We start from the raw sequence: 18,591 nt of genomic DNA, 5'->3' as shown, positions 1-18,591 counted from the left end.
GCGACCGCCCGGGCCCGCCCGTCAGGCGGGATTGTCCCCGTGGGTGAGGGTCTCCCAGGCCACGAACAGGGCATTGGTGCCGGCCGGCCGGTTCTGTCGGGTCAGCGCCTGGGTGTTGGTCATGGCGACGCCGCGCCGGTTGTGGAGGGCGTTGTAACCGACTTCGGTGACGGGCCCGAGGCCCCGGTGGACCGAACCGCCGCACAGCCAGCCGGGCACAGAGGCACCCAGTTCGTACGTGGACTGGAAGCCCAGGGCCTGGCGCAGCCGCTCGCCGACGTCGGTGCCGTACAGGTCCTGGCCCTGGATCCGGCTGGTCTCGGCGACGTGCGAGATGGCGGAGATGCCGTACCCGGTGTGGGTGAAGTCGCGGCAGGTCTCCTGGGTGAGTCCGGTGACGAAGGTGGACTGGTGCTGCCAGTAGGAGACGATCTTGTCCCTGGTGTTCAGGTTCTGGCTCGGCACGGTCCTGGGCAGGTCTCCGTCGGAGGCCAGGTAGACGTAGGCGGCGGTGCGGGTGCGGAACTTGGCCATGGCCGTGTCGTAGGACGCCTTGTCCTCCAGGAAGACGGAGATGCCGACGGCGGCCTCCATCATCGACAGCTCCCAGTTGCCGTTGGAGTTGGACCCCTTGATGACCACGGGCAGATAGACGTCGCGGAGCATGGTGGCGAAGCGGCCGGCGTTCGGCCAGCCACCGGTGTAGGTGTACTTGATGATCTCGGCGGCCTTGGGCCAGGAGGAGCCGGCCCAACCGGTCTGCAGCGGTGCGTTGCTGTTGGTGTGGCTCCGGATCACGGCCGACCAGGCGTCCATGATCTCGATGGCCTTCTGGGCGTAGCGCGCGTCGCGGGTGATGTACCAGGCGAGGGCGTCCGTGTACGCGGCGATGGCGTCCTGGCGTTCGTCGGTGCAGCCGAGGTTCGGGTTGGAGTACGAGCCGCACTCCACGGTCGCCCAGGGCTTCGGCGTGCGGCTGAGACTGGCGTAGGAGCTCGCCGCCATCTGGTCGTAGGCGCCCTTCCAGGGTTGGGCGCCGGCCAGCACCTTGCCGCGTGCGAAGTCCAGTTGGGCCTGGGACACGGTCACGCCGGGGTGGACGAACGTGGTGGGTGCGGCCTCGGCCCGCGAGGGCCGTGGCAGGAGCAGACCGCAGGTGAGGACGGCGGCCAGGGCGAGGGGGAGTGTGGCTCGGGATCTGCTGCGGGAGTGTGGGGGAGCGGCAGGCATACGACGGCCATCCGTTCTTATATGTGAACGATGTGTGAGGGGTTGAACGCTGGTGTTCGCCGGTGACCATAGGTACGAACTAATGGGCCGTCAAGAGTGAGCACCGAAGGATGTCGAAGCGCTGGTCAGCAGCCGCCGATACGGGGGAGGATGGGCGTCATGACGGACGAAGGCCTCTCCATCGACCACACCAAGCCGAGCATCGCGCGCGTCTACGACTACCTGCTCGGCGGCAAGGACAACTACGCCGTGGACCGGGAGATCGGCGACGTGTTCAAACGCGACCTCCCGGGCTCCGTGGCCATCGCCTTCGCCAACCGAGCGGCCCTGACCAGGGCGGTCGGGGAGATCGTGACCACCACGGACGTACGGCAGTTCATCGACCTGGGCAGTGGTCTGCCGACCGCCGACAACGTCCACCAGGTCGCGCAACGGCACGATCCGGACGCACGGGTCGTGTACGTCGACATCGACCCCCAGGTGCTGGTCCACGGCCGCGCGCTGCTGGAGGAGAACGACCGGACCCGGGTCGTGGCGGCCGATGTGCGCAAGCCCGACGACATCCGCACCCACCCGGACACCGTGGAGCTGATCGACTTCGACCGTCCCGTCGCCGTCATGTTCAGCGCCATCCTGCACCACGTCAACGACGACGAGGACCCGGCCGCGATCGTCCGCTACTGGCGCGAACAGGTCCCCGCCGGCAGCTACTTCTTCGTCAGCCACTTCCGCTCCGGCAACAACCCGGAGACCGTGGAGGCCGAGAGGGTCCTCCAGCAGACCTTCGGCCGGGGCCGGTGGCGCACCGACGCGGAGATCGAGGCGCTCCTGGACGGCCTGGAGATCCTCGACCCCGGAATCGTCCCCGCCTCCCTGTGGCGTCCGGAGACCGTGGACAGCCGGTGGAACACCGAGGGCGGACGAGAACTCACCGTCTGGGAGCACCTCATCGCCGCGGGGGTGGCCCAGAAGGTGTAGCGCGGGTCCTCGGGCGGGGGCCCGCCCGCGCGCACTGTGCCGCGTTCATATGGCTTCGCCATACGCACCCGATGTCGCCTGTATGTGCCGCACACATGCCGGATCCGGTGGTCGGGCCGTATCGTGCGCGGCACGCGACCGGAGGATCGCAACTCGGTGCGCGACGAGATGAGGAGTCGCCGAACATGACGCGCCACGCCGAAACACCGCGCCACGAAGCCCCGCCGGAGACCGATCCGTACGAGGAGCTGAGCGTGCCCGTCCGCGGGGGCGAACTCGCCGTACTGCGGTGGCCGGCGGCCGAACCGGACGCTCCCGTGGTGCTCGCGGTGCACGGCATCACCGCCAACGCGCTCTCCTGGGCCGGGGTCGCCCACCACATCGAGGGCCGCGCCACCGTGATCGCGCCCGATCTGCGGGGCCGGGCCGGCAGCCGATCGCTGCCCGGACCGTACGGCATCGCCGCCCACGCCGCGGACGTGGCCGCGATCGCCGACGCGTTCGGCCTGCGCGAGGCGGTGCTCGCCGGTCACTCGATGGGCGCCTTCGTCGGCGCGTTCACCGGGGTGCGCCACCCCGCGAGATTCGGTTCGCTCGTCCTCGTCGACGGCGGACTCGGCTTCCCCGCACCGGCCCATCTCGACCCGGACGCGCTGCTGGACGCCGTCATCGGCCCGGCGATGCGCCGGCTGGACATGACCTTCCCCGACCGGCAGGCGTACCGCGACTACTGGCGCGATCATCCGGCCTTCGCCGGGGCGTGGACACCGTGGGTGGACGCCTACATCCAGCGCGACCTCGTCGGCGCGGAGCCGCGACTGCGGTCCTCCTGCGTCCGCGACGCCGTACGGGAAGACGGCACACAGGTGCTGCGGGATCCGGAGGTACTGGCCGCGGTCGGCCGACTCGAGCTTCCCACCCGGCTGCTGTGGGCCGACCGGGGTCTGATGGACGAGCCCCAGGGGCTGTACGACGAGCGGCGGCTGGCCGCCGCGGGCATCGACCCCGCCCGGTTGGCCACGCACCGGGTGGCCGACGTGAACCACTACACCCTGCTCGTCGGCGACGCCGGCGCGCGCACGGTGGCCGGCCATCTGCTCGACGCGGCGGGTGTGCGCGGCGGCGTGGCCGGAACACGCGGCTGACTGGGTAGACCTTGGCCAGTACGCGGGCCTTCCGCGGGGAGCAGTCGAATCCGGAAGCAGGGGAGTGAACCATGCATGTTCCGATGACGGTCGCGGACTTCCTGGAGCGGGCCGAGCTGGGCTTCGCCGCCGACACCGGTGTGGTGGACGAGCCGGATCAGCCCGGCGTGCCGGTGCCGGACTCGACGTACGGACGGCTGGGCGAGCGGGTCCGCGCCTGGCAGGCGGGGCTCGACGCGCTGGGCGTCGGTGAGGGCGAGCGGGTCGCGGTGGTGGGCCACAACTCCGCACGGCTGCTGGAGTTGCTGTTCGCCGTACCGATGAGCGGGCGGATCTGCGTACCGGTCAACTTCCGCCTGGGGCCCGACGAGGTCGACTACGTGGTACGGCAGAGTGGCGCGTCGGTGCTGCTCGTCGACCCCGAACTGGACGAGGCGCTGTCCGCGGTCAAGTCCCGTCACCGGTTCGTGCTCGGCGAGCAGACCGAGTCCGAGCTGATGCGGTTCGGCGTCGCTCCCCGTCCGTGGTCCCACCCGGACGAGGACGCCACCGCGACGATCAACTACACGTCGGGAACCACCGCACGTCCCAAGGGGGTGCAGCTGACCCACCGCAACATCTGGGTGAACGGAATGACCTTCGGGCTGCACACCCGGGCCTGGGAGCGTGACGTCTACCTGCACACCCTGCCGATGTTCCACTGCAACGGCTGGGGCATGCCGTACGTGATGGCCGGCCTCGGCGTGAAGCAGGTGGTGCTGCGCAAGGTCGACGGCGCCGAGATCCTGCGCCGGGTCGACCGGCACGGAGTGACGCTCATGTGCGGCGCACCGGCGGTGTGGAAGGCGGTGCTGGACGCGGCGGCGTCCTGGGAGGGCGAGATCCCCGGCCGTGACCGGGTGCGGATCGTGTGCGCGGGAGCTCCGCCGCCGAGCACGCTCATCCAGCGGGTCGGGGAGGAACTCGGCTGGGAGTTCACGCAGATCTACGGCCTGACCGAGACGTCCCCGCTGCTCACGTTCAACCGGACCAGGCCTGCCGACGCGTCGCTTCCCGCTGACGAGCGGGCGCGCAAGCTGTCGCGTGCCGGACTGCCCGCCCTGGGAGTCAGGCTGAGGGTCTCCGAGACGGGTGAGGTCCTCGCCCGGTCGAACGTCGTGCTGGACGGGTACTGGGACAAGCCGGAGGAGACCGCGGCGGCCCTCGAGGGCGGGTGGTTCCACACCGGCGACGGCGGCAGCATCGACGCCTGCGACGGTCATCTGACGATCTCCGACCGGAAGAAGGACGTGATCATCACCGGCGGCGAGAACGTGTCGTCGATCGAGGTGGAGGACGTCATCTTCAGCCACCCGGCGGTCGCCGAGGTCGCCGTCATCGGCGTGCCGGACGAGAAGTGGGGCGAGACGATCAAGGCCCTGGTGGTGCTCGCCGCAGGGGCCACGGCGACCGAGGCCGACATCATCGCCCACTGCAAGCGGCGCCTGGCCGGCTACAAGGCGCCGACGAGTGTCGAGTTCCGCGACGCCATCCCGCGCACCGCCACCGGCAAGGTCCAGAAGTTCAAGCTGCGCCGACCGTACTGGTCCGGGCGGGACCGGAAGGTGAACTGACGACTCGGGCCGGGATCCGGCACGGCTCTCCGGTGCCGCGTGCGGATCCCGACGGGTGTCCTGCGCGGTGAGCCGGACACCGGCCCGTGATGAGACGGAGAAACGCGGACAGACCGGGGAGGGGCCCTGCCGCGGACGTGAAAACCCTGTGGTGGCGCTGTCGGTGGGGCGGCTTATGCTGCACCGCAAGATCACAGCGGACCTGGGGAGGGCGCGGCATGTTCGGCAGGCTGTTCGGCAAGGGCGGTGGGGGAAGACCGGCGGATCCGCACGCCCTTCCCGCCCCGCGCACACGGAAGAACGGCATGTACACGCTGCACGCACTCGGGGACGCGCGGGTGCTGGCCTTGGTGGAAGCGGCAGGCGCGGGTGACTGGGAGGCGGTGAAGGCGGCGCTGGCGCCCTTCGATCTCGGCCGCGACCACCAGGTCCTGGGTGAGCTCGCCGACCTGGACGGTGTGCAGGACTGGATCGGCCGGGCCGTCGAGGAGGACAAGGAGCACCGGGCGGCGGCCCTGCTGATATCCGGCGCGCGGCACATCGCATGGGGCTGGGAGGCACGCACCTCCGCGCGTGCCGTGGACGTCACGCCGGAGCAGTGGCGCATCTTCCACGAGCGGCTGCGCATCGCCGAGGAGCAGCTCCTGGAGGCCGCCGAGTTGCGGCCGGAATGGGTCACTCCGTGGCGTCGCCTCCTCACCTCCGGCCGTGGCATGTCGCTGGGCTCCGCCGTCAACGAGACCCGGCGCGACGCCGCCCTGCGCCGCGACCCACTGGACCTGGAGACTCACACCGAGTGGGTGTCCCAGCTTCAGCCCCGCTGGGGTGGCGAGCCGGGCCAGGCACTGGCGTTCGCCCGTGAGGCGTTCGCGGGCGCGCCCGAGGGCCATCGGCTCGGCTGTGTGATCGCCATGGCCCATATCGAGGAGTGGGTGGAGTCGGACAGCATGGACTGCCTCGACACCCCCCAGATCCAGGCCGAGTTGAGGGACGCCGCCAAACGCAGCATCCTGCACGCCGGCTACCAACGCCGCCCGGGCTGGCAGGAGGACTTCAACATCTTCGCCATGGCCCTGTCGCTGGCCGCCGAGAGCATCGTGTGCCCGCGCGTCTTCCACGAACTCGACGGCGCTTACACCTCATGGCCCTGGAAGTACATGGCACGACCGGAGCGGATGTACGCCCGCTTCCGGCGTCGCGCCTGAGCCCGTCACCTCAGTGCTGCGACAGCACTCGCCCGTCCCCTTCCCGTCACCCCACTCCGGACTGCCCGATGACTCTGCCCGACACCCCCGCGAACCACCCCGGCGACGCCGACCGGAACTTCCAGGTGGACCTGCGCGGCCTCGTCGACCTCCTCTCCCACCACCTCTATTCCAGCCCCCGCGTCTACCTGCGCGAACTGATGCAGAACGCGGTGGACGCCCTCACCGCCCGGCAGCGCCTCGAACCGGCCGCGCCCGCCGGCTCCTTCGGCGTCCGCCTGTACGCGGACGGCTCGGTCGTACGCGTCGAGGACGACGGCATCGGACTCACCGAGGCCGACGTGCACAGCTTCCTCGCCACGATCGGCCGGAGCAGCAAGCGCGCCGAGAAGATCGCCGAGCAACGCGGCGACTTCATCGGCCAGTTCGGCATCGGCCTGCTCTCCTGCTTCCTGGTCGCGGACGAGATCCACGTCCTCAGCCGCACCGCCCGCACCCCCGACGCACCCGCCGTGGAATGGCGGGGACGCGGCGACGGCAGCTACACCGTCCGTACGCTGCCCGCCTCCGCACGGCCCCGGCCCGGCACCACCGTCACCCTGACGCCGCGCGCCGACGCGGGGGAGTGGACCCGGCCGGCGCGGGTGCACGCGCTGGCCCGCCACTTCGGCTCCCTGCTGCGCCACCCGGTGACCTTCGACGACGGCACGGCCGGTGCCGGCGCTCCCGGTGGCCCTGGCGCGTCCGTCAATCCCGAGCCCGCGCCCTGGGCGCGCACGTACCCCACCCCCGGGGCGCGGTCCCGCGAGCTGGCCGCCTACGGCGAGGAGGTCTTCGGCTTCACGCCGCTGGACACCATCGAACTGGACCTGCCGGCCGTGGGCCTGAAGGGCATCGCGTGCGTGCTGCCCGAGTCGGTGCCCGCCGGGCGCCGCCACGGGCACCGCGTGCACGTCAAGGGCATGCTGCTGTCCGAGCAGGCCGAGGAGATCCTGCCCGACTGGGCCTTCTTCGTCCGCTGCGTCGTCGACGCCGAGAGCCTGCGCCCGACCGCGTCCCGCGAGTCCCTGTACGAGGACGACACCCTCGCCGCCGTCCGCGACGCCCTCGCCGAGCGGCTGCGCGCCTGGATCGCCCGGGCCGCGGCCAGCGACCCGGACCTGCTGGGCCGCTTCCTCCAGGCCCACCACCTGGCCGTGAAGTCGCTCGCGGTGCACGACGACGAGATCATGCGGATGCTGCTGCCCTGGCTGCCGTTCGAGACCACCGACGGGCACTGCACCCTCGACGAGTTCGCGCGCACCCACCGCACCGTGCTCGTGACGTCCAGCGTGGAGGAGTTCCGGCAGGTCGCCGCGATCGCCTCGGCCGCCGGCCTCGGCGTCGTCAACGGCGGCTACACCTACGACCGTGAGCTGGTCCACCGGCTGCCCGAGATCAGACCCGAGGCCACCGTCGCCGACCTCGACCCGGCCACCCTCACCGCCCACCTCGACCCCGTCGACCGGGAGACGGAACTGGCCGCCGCGGCCTACCTCGCCCAGGCCCGGGACGCCCTCGCCGTCTTCGACTGCGACGTCGCGCTGCGCACCTTCCAGCCCGCCTCCGCCCCCGCCCTCCTCGTCGACAGCCGCGAGGCCCGGCACGAGCGCACCCGCTCCCAGCTCGCCCGCGAGCAGGAGGGCGGCGTCTGGGGCGACATCCTCGGCGCGCTGCGCCAGGAGGTCCCGCGGGCCCAGCTGATCCTCAACCAGCTCAACCCGCTGGTCCGCACCGCCGTCACCATCGACGAGCCCGAACTGGCCCGCACCAGCGCCGAAGCCCTCTACGGGCAGGCCGCGATGCTGTCCCGGCGCCCGCTCAGGCCCGCCGAGTCGAGCCTGATCAACCGCTCCTTCCTCGACCTCCTCGCCCACGCCCTCCGCAAGGACAGCTGACGATGACGACCGCACCCCAGACCACCGACGAGCTGTACCAGGCGCTCCAGGAGAACCAGCAGCGCCCCTACGGCCGCACCCGCACCGTCACCGCCGAGGAACTCGTCGACGCCGCCGAGCAGTTCGAGGAGCCCCTCCCGCTCATCCGCACCCTCCTCGAACTCCAGGAGGCGTACACCTACGGCTCCGAACCCCGGAAGTCGCCTGTCGTCTTCGCCCGCCTGCTCACCCTGTTCGACGAGCAGCCCGACGCCTTCGACGAGCGCCTGCGCCACGTGCTGTTCTGGCGGTTCAAGTGGGTGGCGAGCGCCCTGCGCCAGCTGCCCGAGATACCGCTGGCCAGCCTGCGCCAGTGGCTGACGGAGATGCGCGACCGGTACGAGAAGGCCGGCTTCGGCCTCCAGCCCTACTACGGACAGGCCTATCAGCTCGCAGCCCACGTCGGTGAGGACACCGACCTCGCCTACGAGCTGTGGGCGGGCCGCACCCGCACCCGGCTCAGCGACTGCGAGGCGTGCGAGATCTGCCAACGTGCCCGGTACCACCTCGCCGCGGGCGACGACGAACGCGCGCTGAGCGTCTGGGAGCCGGTCCTCGCCGGCAAGGAGTCCTGCCAGGAGGAGCCGGCCCGTTCCGTCTCGTACGCGCTGCTGCCCCTGCTGCGCACCGGCCGCACCGACCGCGCCCGCGAACTGCACCTCGCCGGATACCGTCTCGCCCGCCGCAACCCGTCCATGTCCGCAGAGGTCGGCCGGCACCTGGAGTTCTGTGCGCTGACCGGCAACGAGGCACGCGGCCTGGAACTGCTCGCCGAGAACCGGATGCTGTTCGACGAGGTCGACTCACCGCTGGACCAGCTCGGCTTCCTCACCGGCGTCGAAGTCCTCCTGCAGCGCGTCGAGCACCTCGGCCACGGCGAACTGCCCGCCGCCGGGCCCGCGGGCCGGACCTGGACGGTGGCGGGTCTGCGCGCCGAGGTGCGCGGCCGTGCCGACGACCTGGCCGCCCGCTTCGACGCCCGCAACGGAACCACGGCCCACAGCGACCGCCGCACGGTCCGCCTCGACCGCGCCCCGCTCCTGGACGCGCTGGAACTGACCCTGCGCACCCGCGGCCTCGACGACGTGGCCCAGGCCTCTCAGCCCTCCCAGCCCGGCGCACCCGCCGCCCGCCCGGCCGCCGACCTCCCCGAGTCGCTGCCCGAACTCATCCTCCGGGCCCGGACGGCGGACGAGGAGGGCCACCCGGACGCCCGCGCCTGCTGGGCGCGGCTGCGCACCCTCGTCGCAGCCCCCGACTACACCCATCCGGACGACCCGGCCGTGGGCCCGCTCGTCCGGCTGCGCGCGGACCTGCTGGCCGAGGAGGCGAACCGGGCGGGCGAGAAGGACGAGTTCACCGACTCCGCCGCCCTCCACGAGGAGGCCGCCGCGCTGTACGACACCGCCGGTCTGCCGGGCCACGCGGCGCTCGCCCGCGCCTGCGCCCTGCTGGCCACCGCCGAGATCCCTCCCGAGGGCGCTGACCGAGCCGAGGCGAAGGCCGCCGCGCTGACCGCGGCCCACGCGGCCATGGTCCGTCTGCACGCGGAGACGTCCGGCCTCGCACCGTACCAGGAGGCCCGGCTGCTGCGGCTCCGGGCGACCGCGCTCGGCCTGCGCCTGCAGGCGTCGGGGAGCGACGAGCACGTCGCACCGGTCCTCGCCGAGGTGGACCTGCTGCTCGCGTTCGCCACCCGGCACGAGGTCGTCGGGCAGATCTCCGGCGCCCTGCTGCTGCGCGCCAGCACGTACGCCATCTCGGGGGACCTGCCCGCCGCGGTCACCGAGATCGACGCCCTCCTCGACCGGCTGAAGGCGCACGGCCCCGCCTGGCACCTGCCCCGCACCCTCGGACTGCGCGGCCGGCTCCAACTCGTCTCGCGGGACGCGCAGACCGCGTACTCCGACCTGACCGAGGCCCTGCGACTGGCCGCCGACTGGCCCGCCGACACGGTCGACACCAGTCGCCTCCACGGCGACCTGGCCGAGGCCTCCATGCACCTGGGGCGGCCCGAGGAGGCATTGCGGCACCTGACGCGCTCGGCGGAGCTCGGCCTGCGCCACGGCAGCCGGACGGACGCCTTCTGCGCCTACGGCAACGCCGCCCAGCTCAGCCTCGACCTGGGCCGCGTGGAGGACTGCATCGCCCTGCTCGACTCCGTGCTGGCCGAACCGGACGTCGCGGCCGGGGAACTGGACGACCGGCTCGTCGCCCAACTGCGCCTGACCCGCGCCCGCGCGCTGCACACGGGGGAGGACCTCAAGGCCGCCACGGCGGAGTTCGTCGCCCTCGCGGCCGAATCGGCGGGCTGGGACGACGACCCGGGCAGCCACGCCATGATCGCCGCGGAGACGGCCGTACTCCTAGGCGAGTCCGGCGAGTTCGGCCGGGCCCGGGAAGCCGCGGACCAGGCACTCGCCGCCCACGCACGCGAACCGCGCTTCGAGCAGCTCAGCAACTGCCTGCGCGAACTGGCCCGCCTCCAGGCCCAGCAGCAGGGCCCCGAAGGCCTGGCCGACGCCCGCGCCTTCCTCACCGACGCCGGCCGGGTCGCCGACGAGGCCCGCGCCGCCGGGTTCACGGCCCACGGGCGCTCCCTGGACACGGCCCTCGCCTACGAGCACGGGCGGGTCAACGCCTACGCCGGCGAGTACGAGGACGCCCTGGCCGCCCTGGAGAAGGCCCTCGCCCTGCTCGGCGAGCCGGGGCCGGAGGACGATCGAGCCGGCGAGTGGGCCGAGTGCGTCCGCCTCGCGGGTGCCGTGGAGGGCATCTACCTGGAACGTCCCGCCCCCGCCCTCACCCGCCTCGACGCCGCGGTCTCCCGTCTGACCGCTGTGGGCCACACCGATGAGACCGAAGCCCTCGCCTCCCTGGCGGCCCGGCTGCGCGACGAGGAGCGACGCGGTGCGTCCGGTGCCGGGGCGGGCCGCCCGCCCGGGCACCGGAGCGCCGGCGCCGCGTGAGGAGGTGCGCTTCGACCGCCGCGAGGAGACGACACACGGACGGCCCGGGACGGCTCCGGCGGATCCGCGAGGGTCCCACCCCCTGATCCGCCACGCGCTCTGTGCGGGGCCTCGCCGTGCCGGCTCACAGCAGGGCGGTCAGCTTCTCCACGCTGCGGGCTCCCTCACGCCGCACGCCCAGGGGGATCAGCGCGGCACGGGACGGCAGCCGGACGCCTCCGGTGAACGCCACTCGGGTGCCCGGGCCGTCGGGTGCCGCCGCCATGCCGATCAGCAGGAACCGGCTCTGCAGCCAGCACCAGCCCGGCCGCTGCACCCCGCGCAGCCGGGCGCGCATGCCGTAGGCGCTGCGCGCGAGGGCCTCGACGCGCTCGCCCTGCCGGCGCAGGACCCGCAGCCGCCGCATGTCGGGCACGACCTGCCCGAACCCGCCCTCCAGGTCACCCAGCAGTGACCAGACCCGCTCGAAGGGTGCGTCGAGGTACGCCTCGGTGACATGGGCTCCGTGAATCCCGGCGGCCAGGGCGTGCAGGCGACGTACCGGGTCGAGGTCGGTGGTGGGCCAGAACTCGTTCATGACGTCCACGCCTTCCGGAAGGTGTCGCGGGCCCGGTGCAGCCGCGACTTGACGGTGCCCGTGCGCACACCGAGCAGTGCCGCGGCGGTGCGCTCGTCCAGGCCCTCCACGTCACGCAGCATCAGCACCGCCCGGTGTTCGGGCGAGAGCCGGTCCAGCACGTCCCTGATGTCGGCGGCCAGTTGAGGCTCGCCCCGCGAGGGGAGCGTGCTGAGGTCGGCCGGTACCGTGCGGGCGGCGCGGTGCGCGACGCGGACCGCCTCGCGCACCGCGATGGCACGGACCCAACCGCGCAGGGCGGCCGGGTCCTTCAGGGTCCGCAGCGATCGGAAGACCGCCACCAGGGCCTCCTGCGCCGCGTCCGCCCCCTGCTCCAGGGCGATGGCCGTACAGACGCGGCCCACGTACGGGACGAGCAGGTCCATCAGGTCGGCCATGGCCAGCGTGTCGCCGCGCTGCGCGGCGCGCACCAGCCGGACCGTCCGGTCATCGGATCGCTCATCGGGCACGTGCCTCATCCTTCCACCGCGCCACACGCAGGGCGGCGATCGCCAGGACGGCGCACAGCGGGGTGTAGAGCGCGAGGTTGAGCCAGTAGAAGGCGGTGCCGCCCTCCGTGGCGAACAGCCAGTAGATTCCCGCGAGGGCGCGCAGCGAGAGGCCCGCGGACACGGCCAGGGCGCCGAGGCGGAGGACCAACGGCCCGGGCCGGCGGGAGTGGGCGACGACGAGGGTGGCGGCGCTGAGCAGGAGGACGACGAGAGGCAGCAGGATCGGCGGTGTGAAGGGCACGTCCGCACCGAGAACGGCTTCGGACAGGTTCCTGGCGTCGGCCGCCGGCCAGGTGGCGCCCGTCATCCAGTACAGGTGAAGCAGGGCGTCCGCGGTCAGCACCGAGGCGACGAGCGCGGCGGCGCGGGTGGGGGCGGGTGCGTCGGGCCGGTACGGCACGGGAATCCTCCTGCGGGACTTCGGCGATCCGTCACCCTCCAGAGGAGCCGTTCGCGCGAAACGTTCCGCCGGTGTACAGGATTTCTCGGGAACCGCGCTGGGGCTGCTCCGTCCTGACGACCTTCCCCGGTCGGGGTGCCGCGGGCGCTCCGGTGCCGGCCGAGTGGTGCGACGAGGAACGCGCCCCGACAGCGCATCGCGGTCCGCGGCCTGCTCCGGCAGTGCCGCGGCAAGGCGCCCGGCGCCGCCCCGGCCTCGGCAGGCACCGCACGGCCGGTCCTTCAGTCCCAGCGCGGTCCCAGGTCCGCGGTGCGCACCGGGCGGCCGGTGGCCAGGCTCCTGTTCACCGCGACGCCCACGGCCACGCTGCGCAGCCCGTCGCGGTGGCCGGCCCGTCGGCGCAACGGGTCCTCGCCCGGACCGCGGAAGAGGTCCGAGAGCAGCAGACCGTCGCCACCACCGTGTCCGCCGGAGCCTTCCTCGACGGGGACCTCGCGGGCGACGTCCCAGTGCTGCTGAACGACCAGCCGGCTGCCGTCGCTGCGGGCGCCCGTACCGGCTCCGCCGCTGCCCCGGGCGATGCTCGGGTCGACGGCGGGGCGCACGCCCGGCTGCTCCCGATGTCCGGGGGCGTGTGTGTCGCGGTCACTCCACGCCAGCATGTCGGAGGCGGCGCCCGAGGCCACGTGCGCGCGCTCCACGACCTCCAGCTCGGCCCGCCCCCGGGTGCCGTTGACGCTGACGCGGTATCCCTCCCACGGGCTGTGCGCGGTCAGGGAGTACGTCATGGAGGCACCGCTGCGGTAGCCGACCAGGACACTGAGGGTGTCCTCGATGTCGATGCCCTGGTCGAAGACGTCCCGGTCCCGCAGGTAGCCGTCCTCCGCCTCCGCGTCGAGGTACAGGCCGCGCAGGTGGTCGTCGGCGGACATGTCGAAGCCGAAGGGGTCGTCGGCGGCGGCGTCCCGGCCCAGCCGGGGACGCGGACCCTCGGGGCGGCCCGCGCCGTGGTCACCGTAGAACCGCAGCCCGCCCAGGGCGTGCACGACCTCGGGCACGTCGTCGAGCCACCAGTTGACCAGGTCGAAGTGGTGGGTCGACTTGTGGACGGCGAGACCGCCGGAGGACGACTTCTCCCGGTGCCAGCGGCGGAAGTAGTCGGACCCGTGGACGGTGTCGAGGAGCCACTCGAAGTGCACGGACAGCACCCGGCCCACGGCGCCGTCGGCGATGACGCGCTTCAGGGCCGTGTTGCGCGGTGAGTAGCGGTAGTTGAAGGTGACGGTGAGCCGGGCGTCGGAGGCGGCGACCGCCTCGTCGATGGCCCGCAGTCCCTCGGCGTCGGTGGTCAGGGGTTTCTCGCATACAACGTCCACGCCGGCGCGCAGCGCGGTGCAGACGGCCCGGGCATGGGTGTGGTCGGAGGAGCAGACGATGAGCACGTCGATCCGCTCCCGCTCGAGCATGTCCTTCAGTCGGTCGGGGTGGTAGTGGGCGGGGGAGGGGTGGCCGGCCGCACGGACGCGGGTGCTGTAGTGCCGCATCCGTGTCTCGTTGGGATCGCACCAGGCGACGGGTGCCGCCAGGTCGGAGAAGCTGTCGAGCATGGCGTCGACGTACATCGAGGCACGGTGTCCGGTGCCGTGGAGCGCGTACCGGCGCACACCCCGGCCGGCGGTCGGCCGGCGGGAGGAGTGCGCGGACGGGGCGGGACCGACGGGCATGTCTGTCTCCATGGTGGTGAGGGCGGGCCGACCGCACCGGGTCGGCCTCCGTGGTGAGTGGGTGGACCGGCCCGGACCGGCGCCGGAGCGAGCCGCTCCTTCGGCTCCCGGAGGCAGCACGCCGCCGGCCGGGGGTGGGCCGGTGCGGCTCGCCAGGCTCCCCGTTGTCGTGGAGCGGCCCGGCGGGTCCGATGTGCGGACTCTCGCCGGCGAACCGGTCGGGGGACGGTGACGGGGCCGGCGGAGCGGACCGGGCGGCGACGGACGTCCGCGAACGCCCCGGATCGGTTCCGGGAACGCCCTCGGACCGGATACGGGAACGCACCCGGATCCGTTCCGGGAACGCCCCGCATCAAGTCGGATCACGTCGCCTGCTCGCTCACGGAGTCGGCTCTCCTTTCAGGGGTGCACGAGTGAGGACAGGAGCGGGGAAGGGCCGCGGTGGTCTCGGACGATGGGCCTAGGGGGTGTCAACGTGGCGGCGTGCTCTCCCGGAGGACCACCCGGCCGCGCCCCCGGCGCACCCGTGGCGCGGGGGCGGTCTCCCCGAGCACGAGTTCCAGCGCCGTCTCGCCGAGCCGCTCGAGGTCCACGTGAACGGTCGTCAGCCGCGGGGTGACGTCCCGCAGTGTGGCGATGTCGTCGAATCCGGCCACCGCCATGTCGGTGGGCAGACGTACGCCGTGGTCGCGCAGCGCGGCCATCGCGCCCACCGCCATGACATCGCTGACCGCGAAGACGCACTCCGCCTCCAGGCCGCGGGCCAGCGCCTGGCGCATCGCCGCGTAGGCGCCGTCGCGGCTGAAGACGCACGGGACGACACACCGCGCGGACAGGCTCACGCCGTGGTGGGCCAGGCCGGCCCGGAAGCCCGCGAGCCGGTCGCGGGCGGTCACCAGCGTGGACGGGCCCGCCAGCACCGCGAAGCGGCGGTACCCCAGCACCACCAGTTCCTCGGCCAGTGCCTGCGCCCCGCCCCGGTTCTCCACCACGACGGTGTCCACGGGCAGGTGACGCTGGCTGACCGCGGCGACCCGGGCCCCGGTGGCCCGGAATCGCTCCACCTCGGCGCGCAGCCGGGCCAGTTGTTCGCGGTCGGTGGTCCGGCTGCCCACCAGGATGACGGCGCGGACCCGCTGCCGCCGGAACGCGGCGATGTACTCGGCGTCGTGTTCGGCCCGGTTGCGGGTGCTGGAGACCGCGACGAGCAGGCCTGCCCGCTCGGCTCGCTGCATCACGCCCGCCGCCACGGCGGAGAAGTAGGGGTCGTCGATGTCGTGCACGATGACGCCCACGACATCGAGGTGGCCGCGCACCATCGCCTGCGCGGGGGCGTTGGGCGTGTAGTTGAGCTCCGATGCGACAGCGAGCACACGCTGCCGCAACTGCTCGCCCACCGAACGGGTGCTGCCGTTGAGCACCCGGGAGGCGGTGGCGAGCGACACCCCCGCGGTGCGGGCGACGTCCTGGAGGGTCACCGCACCCGTCATGTCCGCGCCGGACCGTCGTCCGCCGGCCCGTCGCTCGCTGCCGTCCCGGACACGGCTCCTGACCAGCCTGATGCCAGGCGGCCGGGAGTCCCGGGCCGGGCCCCGGACCACGGCCGTCCCATGGCTTGTTCGACGACGCCCACCTCACCCTTCCTCCCGGAACGCCGCGTCCCGGAGTCGGGCCGCGTCCCGCCGGTTGGCCGACCCGTCGGCCAGCACGAGCCGGATCGTGACGGGACACCGCTCTCCGGGCCGCAGCCGCATCGGACGGTCCCAGGCGAGAGCGGAGCCGATGCCGGCGTACTCGCCGGTGCGCACGAACCATGGATCGGCGGCGGTGCGCTCGTCCGCGCCGGAGAGCACTGCCGTCCAGGAGGAGGCCCCGTCGTCCACCGTCACCGCCAGCCAGTCCGCCCGCGCGCCGTTCACCTCCCGTTCTCCCTGGGCATCCGGGGTGAACACCCTCACCCGTGCCGGCTCGACGTCGGGCAGCCGCCAGAAGAACCCGCCGTACCCGGCACCGGTCCGGCCGTTGCTGCCGGGACTGCCGAGCGTGACGGGCCGCTCGCCGGCCGGGGACAGCACACTGCACGACTCCAGCCACCAGCGTCCGCCTGACCCGCCTCCGGTGCGCAGGCGCCGCTCCTCGTGCAGCAGTTCACGGCCCGCGGCATCGCACCAGGCCAGCTCGTGCGTGAGGGTCCCGGCGGCCGTCCGTGAGGCCGAGCGCTCACGGACCATGCCGAGTTCGCCGTCCCGGTAGCCGGCGTCCCGCACGTACGTCGGGCCGCCCCAGAGGTTGACGCCGTCGACGTCCGGCAGCGCCAGCCCCAGGCCGTAGTGCCAAGGGTGGTCCTGCGGGTGTGCGCCGGTGACCGTCGTGCCGGACAGCGTGCGCAGTGGATGCAGGGCCCATCGCGGCACCGTGCGCGGCACTCCGCCGTCGGCCAGGCGGTAGCGGCCCACCTCGTCGCCCGCCACGGTCAGCCGGGTCATTCGCCACCCTCCACGGATGCCACCGGGCCCCCGGTGCGCACCGCCCACGGCACGCCGAGTTCGGCGAACGTCGCCAGGCGGTCGGCCGAGGCGCGCACGGCCTCCTCGACTCCGGTGACGGCCACCCGGGCGTCGTCGCCCGCCCCCCGACGGTCCAGCCACCGCGGGTCGATGGGCGTGGGGTCGGGGGCCGTGCGCACGGCCTCCAGGACGTGCATGAAGCCGCCGCAGTCGTCGATGCCGGACTGGAGGGGGACCCGCGGATCGTCCAGATGGGCCAGCAGGTTGTCCAGCGGCGGGACGCGGTCGTGACGCTCGGCGACGCCGTCGAGCACCAGCAGGTCCTCGGTGTAGTGCAGTTCGGCCCGGCCCCGGGCGCCGTGCACCACGAGCACCGGCTCCGACGTCACGGCCGCGCACAGGGTCACCGCGACGGTCACCACCGTGCCGCGCGCGGTGCGCAGCCGCATGCAGGAGGTGTCGTCGGCCTGGATGTCGCGGGTGCGCAGAAGTTCCAGTTCCACGGAGGTGACGTCGTCCCAGCCGGTGCTCCCGTCCAGGGCCAGCGCCGTGGCGATCGCGTGGGCGAACGGGTTCGTCAGCGCGCCGTCCACCACCGGGACGCCGTCCAGCTCCCGGCGGCCCGCCCAGCGGGCCCGCCGGTAGTAGCCGTCGGGGCGCGACCAGGCGCCGTACACACCGATACCGCGCAGCCGGCCCAGACGGCCCTCGTCGATCAGGCGGGCCAGCCGGGCGAACGCCTTCGAGCCGAGGCTCTGGAAACCGATCTGGCAGGCCCGGCCGGACGTCCGGGCGAGGGCGCGCAGGGCGAGCCACTCCTTTGAAGTGGGGGCCGGAGGCTTCTCCAGAAGCAGGTGCGCCCCGGCGGTCAGCGCCTCCCGTCCCAACGGCAGATGGGTGTGGATGGGGGTGGCGACGACGGCGACGTCCGCCCCCGTCCGGGTCAGCAGCCGCGTCAGATCCGGCTCCACCGGCCGGTCGCCGACCAGCTCGCGGCCCTCGCCGTCGAGCGGGTGGACGTCGCACACACCGGCCAGCCGCACGGTCCCGGTCGCCTCGAGTTCGGCCAGCCGGCGCAGATAGCCGCGGCCGTATCCGGAAGCCCCGGCCAGGACCACTGAACGGATCACCGGGTCACCCGCCGCTCCACCGCCACGGCCGCCATCACCAACAGGCCGGGCAGGACGACGACGAAGCCCGGCACCTGGAGTGCCACCACGGCGAGCACCACCAGCGCGCCCGTCAGCATCAGGCTGCCCGCCCAGTCGCGCACGACCACGGCGGCCGCCTCGCCCAGCGCGGACCGCCAGGCCAGGCCCGGCCGCCACCGGGCCGCGGCGCGAACGGCGGTCAGAAGCACCAGCGTCAGCGTTACGGGCAGCGCGGGACCCAGCGCCCCGGCTCCCGGCAGGCCGGCGGAGAGCGCCAGTACGTCCAGCCCCACCACGGCGAGTGCCGCCACCGGAGCCAGCGACGCCAGCGGCTGCCGCAGCGAGGCGGCCAGCAGCGCGAGGAAGCGCCGCACGGTGGGCGTCCGCTCGTCCTCGACGAGCTCGCGCAGCAGCACCGAGCCGGCTCCGGCCGCCGCCAGCGCGGTGACCACCGGGAGCGCGGCCGCGCAGACGAGGACGCCGATCAGCATGACCTCCGCCCACAGCGTCAGGTGCCTGACGGCCGCCTGGGGCTCCGGGAGTTCGTTCCCCGTGCTCGACACCG

15 protein-coding genes are annotated in these 18,591 nt (G+C 73.3%); 6 read left to right on the top strand and 9 right to left on the bottom strand.

Features of this window, described 5'->3' with window-relative positions; all coding sequences use genetic code 11:
- Window positions 1-21: 21 nt before the first annotated feature.
- Window positions 22-1,230 (bottom strand): alginate lyase family protein, encoded by a 1,209-nt coding sequence (locus ACWDUZ_RS24930; RefSeq protein ID WP_451634021.1) that lies wholly within the window; start codon window positions 1,228-1,230, stop codon window positions 22-24.
- A gap of 159 nt (window positions 1,231-1,389) precedes the next feature.
- Between ACWDUZ_RS24930 and ACWDUZ_RS24925 the strand changes: the two genes are divergently transcribed.
- The 6 genes from ACWDUZ_RS24925 (at window position 1,390) to ACWDUZ_RS24900 (ending at window position 11,116) form a co-directional block, all read left to right on the top strand.
- Window positions 1,390-2,208 carry an SAM-dependent methyltransferase gene (locus ACWDUZ_RS24925; RefSeq protein ID WP_451634020.1) on the top strand — a complete coding sequence of 273 codons (819 nt, stop codon included), beginning with the start codon at window positions 1,390-1,392 and terminating at the stop codon, window positions 2,206-2,208.
- A gap of 185 nt (window positions 2,209-2,393) precedes the next feature.
- On the top strand, window positions 2,394-3,353 hold the full coding sequence (locus ACWDUZ_RS24920; RefSeq protein ID WP_451634019.1) for an alpha/beta hydrolase: 960 nt from the start codon (window positions 2,394-2,396) through the stop codon (window positions 3,351-3,353).
- Between the two features lie 71 nt (window positions 3,354-3,424).
- Window positions 3,425-4,966: an AMP-binding protein gene (locus tag ACWDUZ_RS24915; protein ID WP_451634018.1), complete on the top strand. Its 1,542-nt coding sequence runs from the start codon at window positions 3,425-3,427 to the stop codon at window positions 4,964-4,966.
- Between the two features lie 218 nt (window positions 4,967-5,184).
- On the top strand, window positions 5,185-6,171 hold the full coding sequence (locus ACWDUZ_RS24910) for a hypothetical protein (RefSeq protein ID WP_451634017.1): 987 nt from the start codon (window positions 5,185-5,187) through the stop codon (window positions 6,169-6,171).
- 68 nt (window positions 6,172-6,239) lie between these two features.
- Window positions 6,240-8,108 (top strand): HSP90 family protein, encoded by a 1,869-nt coding sequence (locus ACWDUZ_RS24905; RefSeq protein ID WP_451634016.1) that lies wholly within the window; start codon window positions 6,240-6,242, stop codon window positions 8,106-8,108.
- Between the two features lie 2 nt (window positions 8,109-8,110).
- Window positions 8,111-11,116 (top strand): hypothetical protein, encoded by a 3,006-nt coding sequence (locus ACWDUZ_RS24900; protein ID WP_451634015.1) that lies wholly within the window; start codon window positions 8,111-8,113, stop codon window positions 11,114-11,116.
- A 124-nt stretch (window positions 11,117-11,240) separates the two neighbouring features.
- Here the strand turns inward: ACWDUZ_RS24900 and ACWDUZ_RS24895 are convergent, their stop codons facing one another.
- From ACWDUZ_RS24895 to ACWDUZ_RS24860, 8 genes are all read right to left on the bottom strand, one after another.
- Complete coding sequence (locus ACWDUZ_RS24895; RefSeq protein WP_451634014.1) at window positions 11,241-11,693, bottom strand: hypothetical protein; 453 nt, start codon at window positions 11,691-11,693, stop codon at window positions 11,241-11,243.
- Window positions 11,690-12,211 (bottom strand): RNA polymerase sigma factor, encoded by a 522-nt coding sequence (locus ACWDUZ_RS24890; protein WP_451634013.1) that lies wholly within the window; start codon window positions 12,209-12,211, stop codon window positions 11,690-11,692. The genes ACWDUZ_RS24895 and ACWDUZ_RS24890 overlap by 4 nt, the downstream gene beginning before the upstream one ends.
- On the bottom strand, window positions 12,192-12,644 hold the full coding sequence (locus ACWDUZ_RS24885; RefSeq protein ID WP_451634012.1) for a DUF3995 domain-containing protein: 453 nt from the start codon (window positions 12,642-12,644) through the stop codon (window positions 12,192-12,194). Before ACWDUZ_RS24885 ends, ACWDUZ_RS24890 begins: the two co-directional genes overlap by 20 nt.
- Before the next feature lie 281 nt (window positions 12,645-12,925).
- Window positions 12,926-14,368: a Gfo/Idh/MocA family protein gene (locus ACWDUZ_RS24880; RefSeq protein ID WP_451634011.1), complete on the bottom strand. Its 1,443-nt coding sequence runs from the start codon at window positions 14,366-14,368 to the stop codon at window positions 12,926-12,928.
- Window positions 14,369-14,838: 470 nt separating this feature from the next.
- Window positions 14,839-15,858: a LacI family DNA-binding transcriptional regulator gene (locus tag ACWDUZ_RS24875; protein WP_451634010.1), complete on the bottom strand. Its 1,020-nt coding sequence runs from the start codon at window positions 15,856-15,858 to the stop codon at window positions 14,839-14,841.
- Between the two features lie 144 nt (window positions 15,859-16,002).
- Complete coding sequence (locus tag ACWDUZ_RS24870) at window positions 16,003-16,854, bottom strand: DUF6807 domain-containing protein (protein WP_451634009.1); 852 nt, start codon at window positions 16,852-16,854, stop codon at window positions 16,003-16,005.
- Window positions 16,851-18,005, bottom strand: a complete 1,155-nt coding sequence (locus tag ACWDUZ_RS24865) for a Gfo/Idh/MocA family protein (RefSeq protein WP_451634008.1) — start codon at window positions 18,003-18,005, stop codon at window positions 16,851-16,853. Before ACWDUZ_RS24865 ends, ACWDUZ_RS24870 begins: the two co-directional genes overlap by 4 nt.
- On the bottom strand, window positions 18,002-18,589 hold the full coding sequence (locus ACWDUZ_RS24860) for a hypothetical protein (RefSeq protein WP_451634007.1): 588 nt from the start codon (window positions 18,587-18,589) through the stop codon (window positions 18,002-18,004). The genes ACWDUZ_RS24865 and ACWDUZ_RS24860 overlap by 4 nt, the downstream gene beginning before the upstream one ends.
- Window positions 18,590-18,591: the final 2 nt, after the last annotated feature.

This window comes from Streptomyces sp. NPDC003393 (assembly GCF_053589015.1).
Note: the sequence above shows the minus strand (reverse complement) of the source record. Positions and strands in the feature narration are given on the sequence as shown.

Excerpts from the sequence above, each read along its gene's own strand:
- ACWDUZ_RS24930 (WP_451634021.1), bottom strand. The coding sequence starts at position 1,230 with ATGCCTGCCGCTCCCCCACACTCCCGCAGCAGATCCCGAGCCACACTC.
- ACWDUZ_RS24925 (WP_451634020.1), top strand. The coding sequence starts at position 1,390 with ATGACGGACGAAGGCCTCTCCATCGACCACACCAAGCCGAGCATCGCG.
- ACWDUZ_RS24920 (WP_451634019.1), top strand. The coding sequence starts at position 2,394 with ATGACGCGCCACGCCGAAACACCGCGCCACGAAGCCCCGCCGGAGACC.
- ACWDUZ_RS24915 (WP_451634018.1), top strand. The coding sequence starts at position 3,425 with ATGCATGTTCCGATGACGGTCGCGGACTTCCTGGAGCGGGCCGAGCTG.
- ACWDUZ_RS24910 (WP_451634017.1), top strand. The coding sequence starts at position 5,185 with ATGTTCGGCAGGCTGTTCGGCAAGGGCGGTGGGGGAAGACCGGCGGAT.
- ACWDUZ_RS24905 (WP_451634016.1), top strand. The coding sequence starts at position 6,240 with ATGACTCTGCCCGACACCCCCGCGAACCACCCCGGCGACGCCGACCGG.
- ACWDUZ_RS24900 (WP_451634015.1), top strand. The coding sequence starts at position 8,111 with ATGACGACCGCACCCCAGACCACCGACGAGCTGTACCAGGCGCTCCAG.
- ACWDUZ_RS24895 (WP_451634014.1), bottom strand. The coding sequence starts at position 11,693 with ATGAACGAGTTCTGGCCCACCACCGACCTCGACCCGGTACGTCGCCTG.
- ACWDUZ_RS24890 (WP_451634013.1), bottom strand. The coding sequence starts at position 12,211 with ATGAGGCACGTGCCCGATGAGCGATCCGATGACCGGACGGTCCGGCTG.
- ACWDUZ_RS24880 (WP_451634011.1), bottom strand. The coding sequence starts at position 14,368 with ATGCCCGTCGGTCCCGCCCCGTCCGCGCACTCCTCCCGCCGGCCGACC.
- ACWDUZ_RS24875 (WP_451634010.1), bottom strand. The coding sequence starts at position 15,858 with ATGACGGGTGCGGTGACCCTCCAGGACGTCGCCCGCACCGCGGGGGTG.
- ACWDUZ_RS24870 (WP_451634009.1), bottom strand. The coding sequence starts at position 16,854 with ATGACCCGGCTGACCGTGGCGGGCGACGAGGTGGGCCGCTACCGCCTG.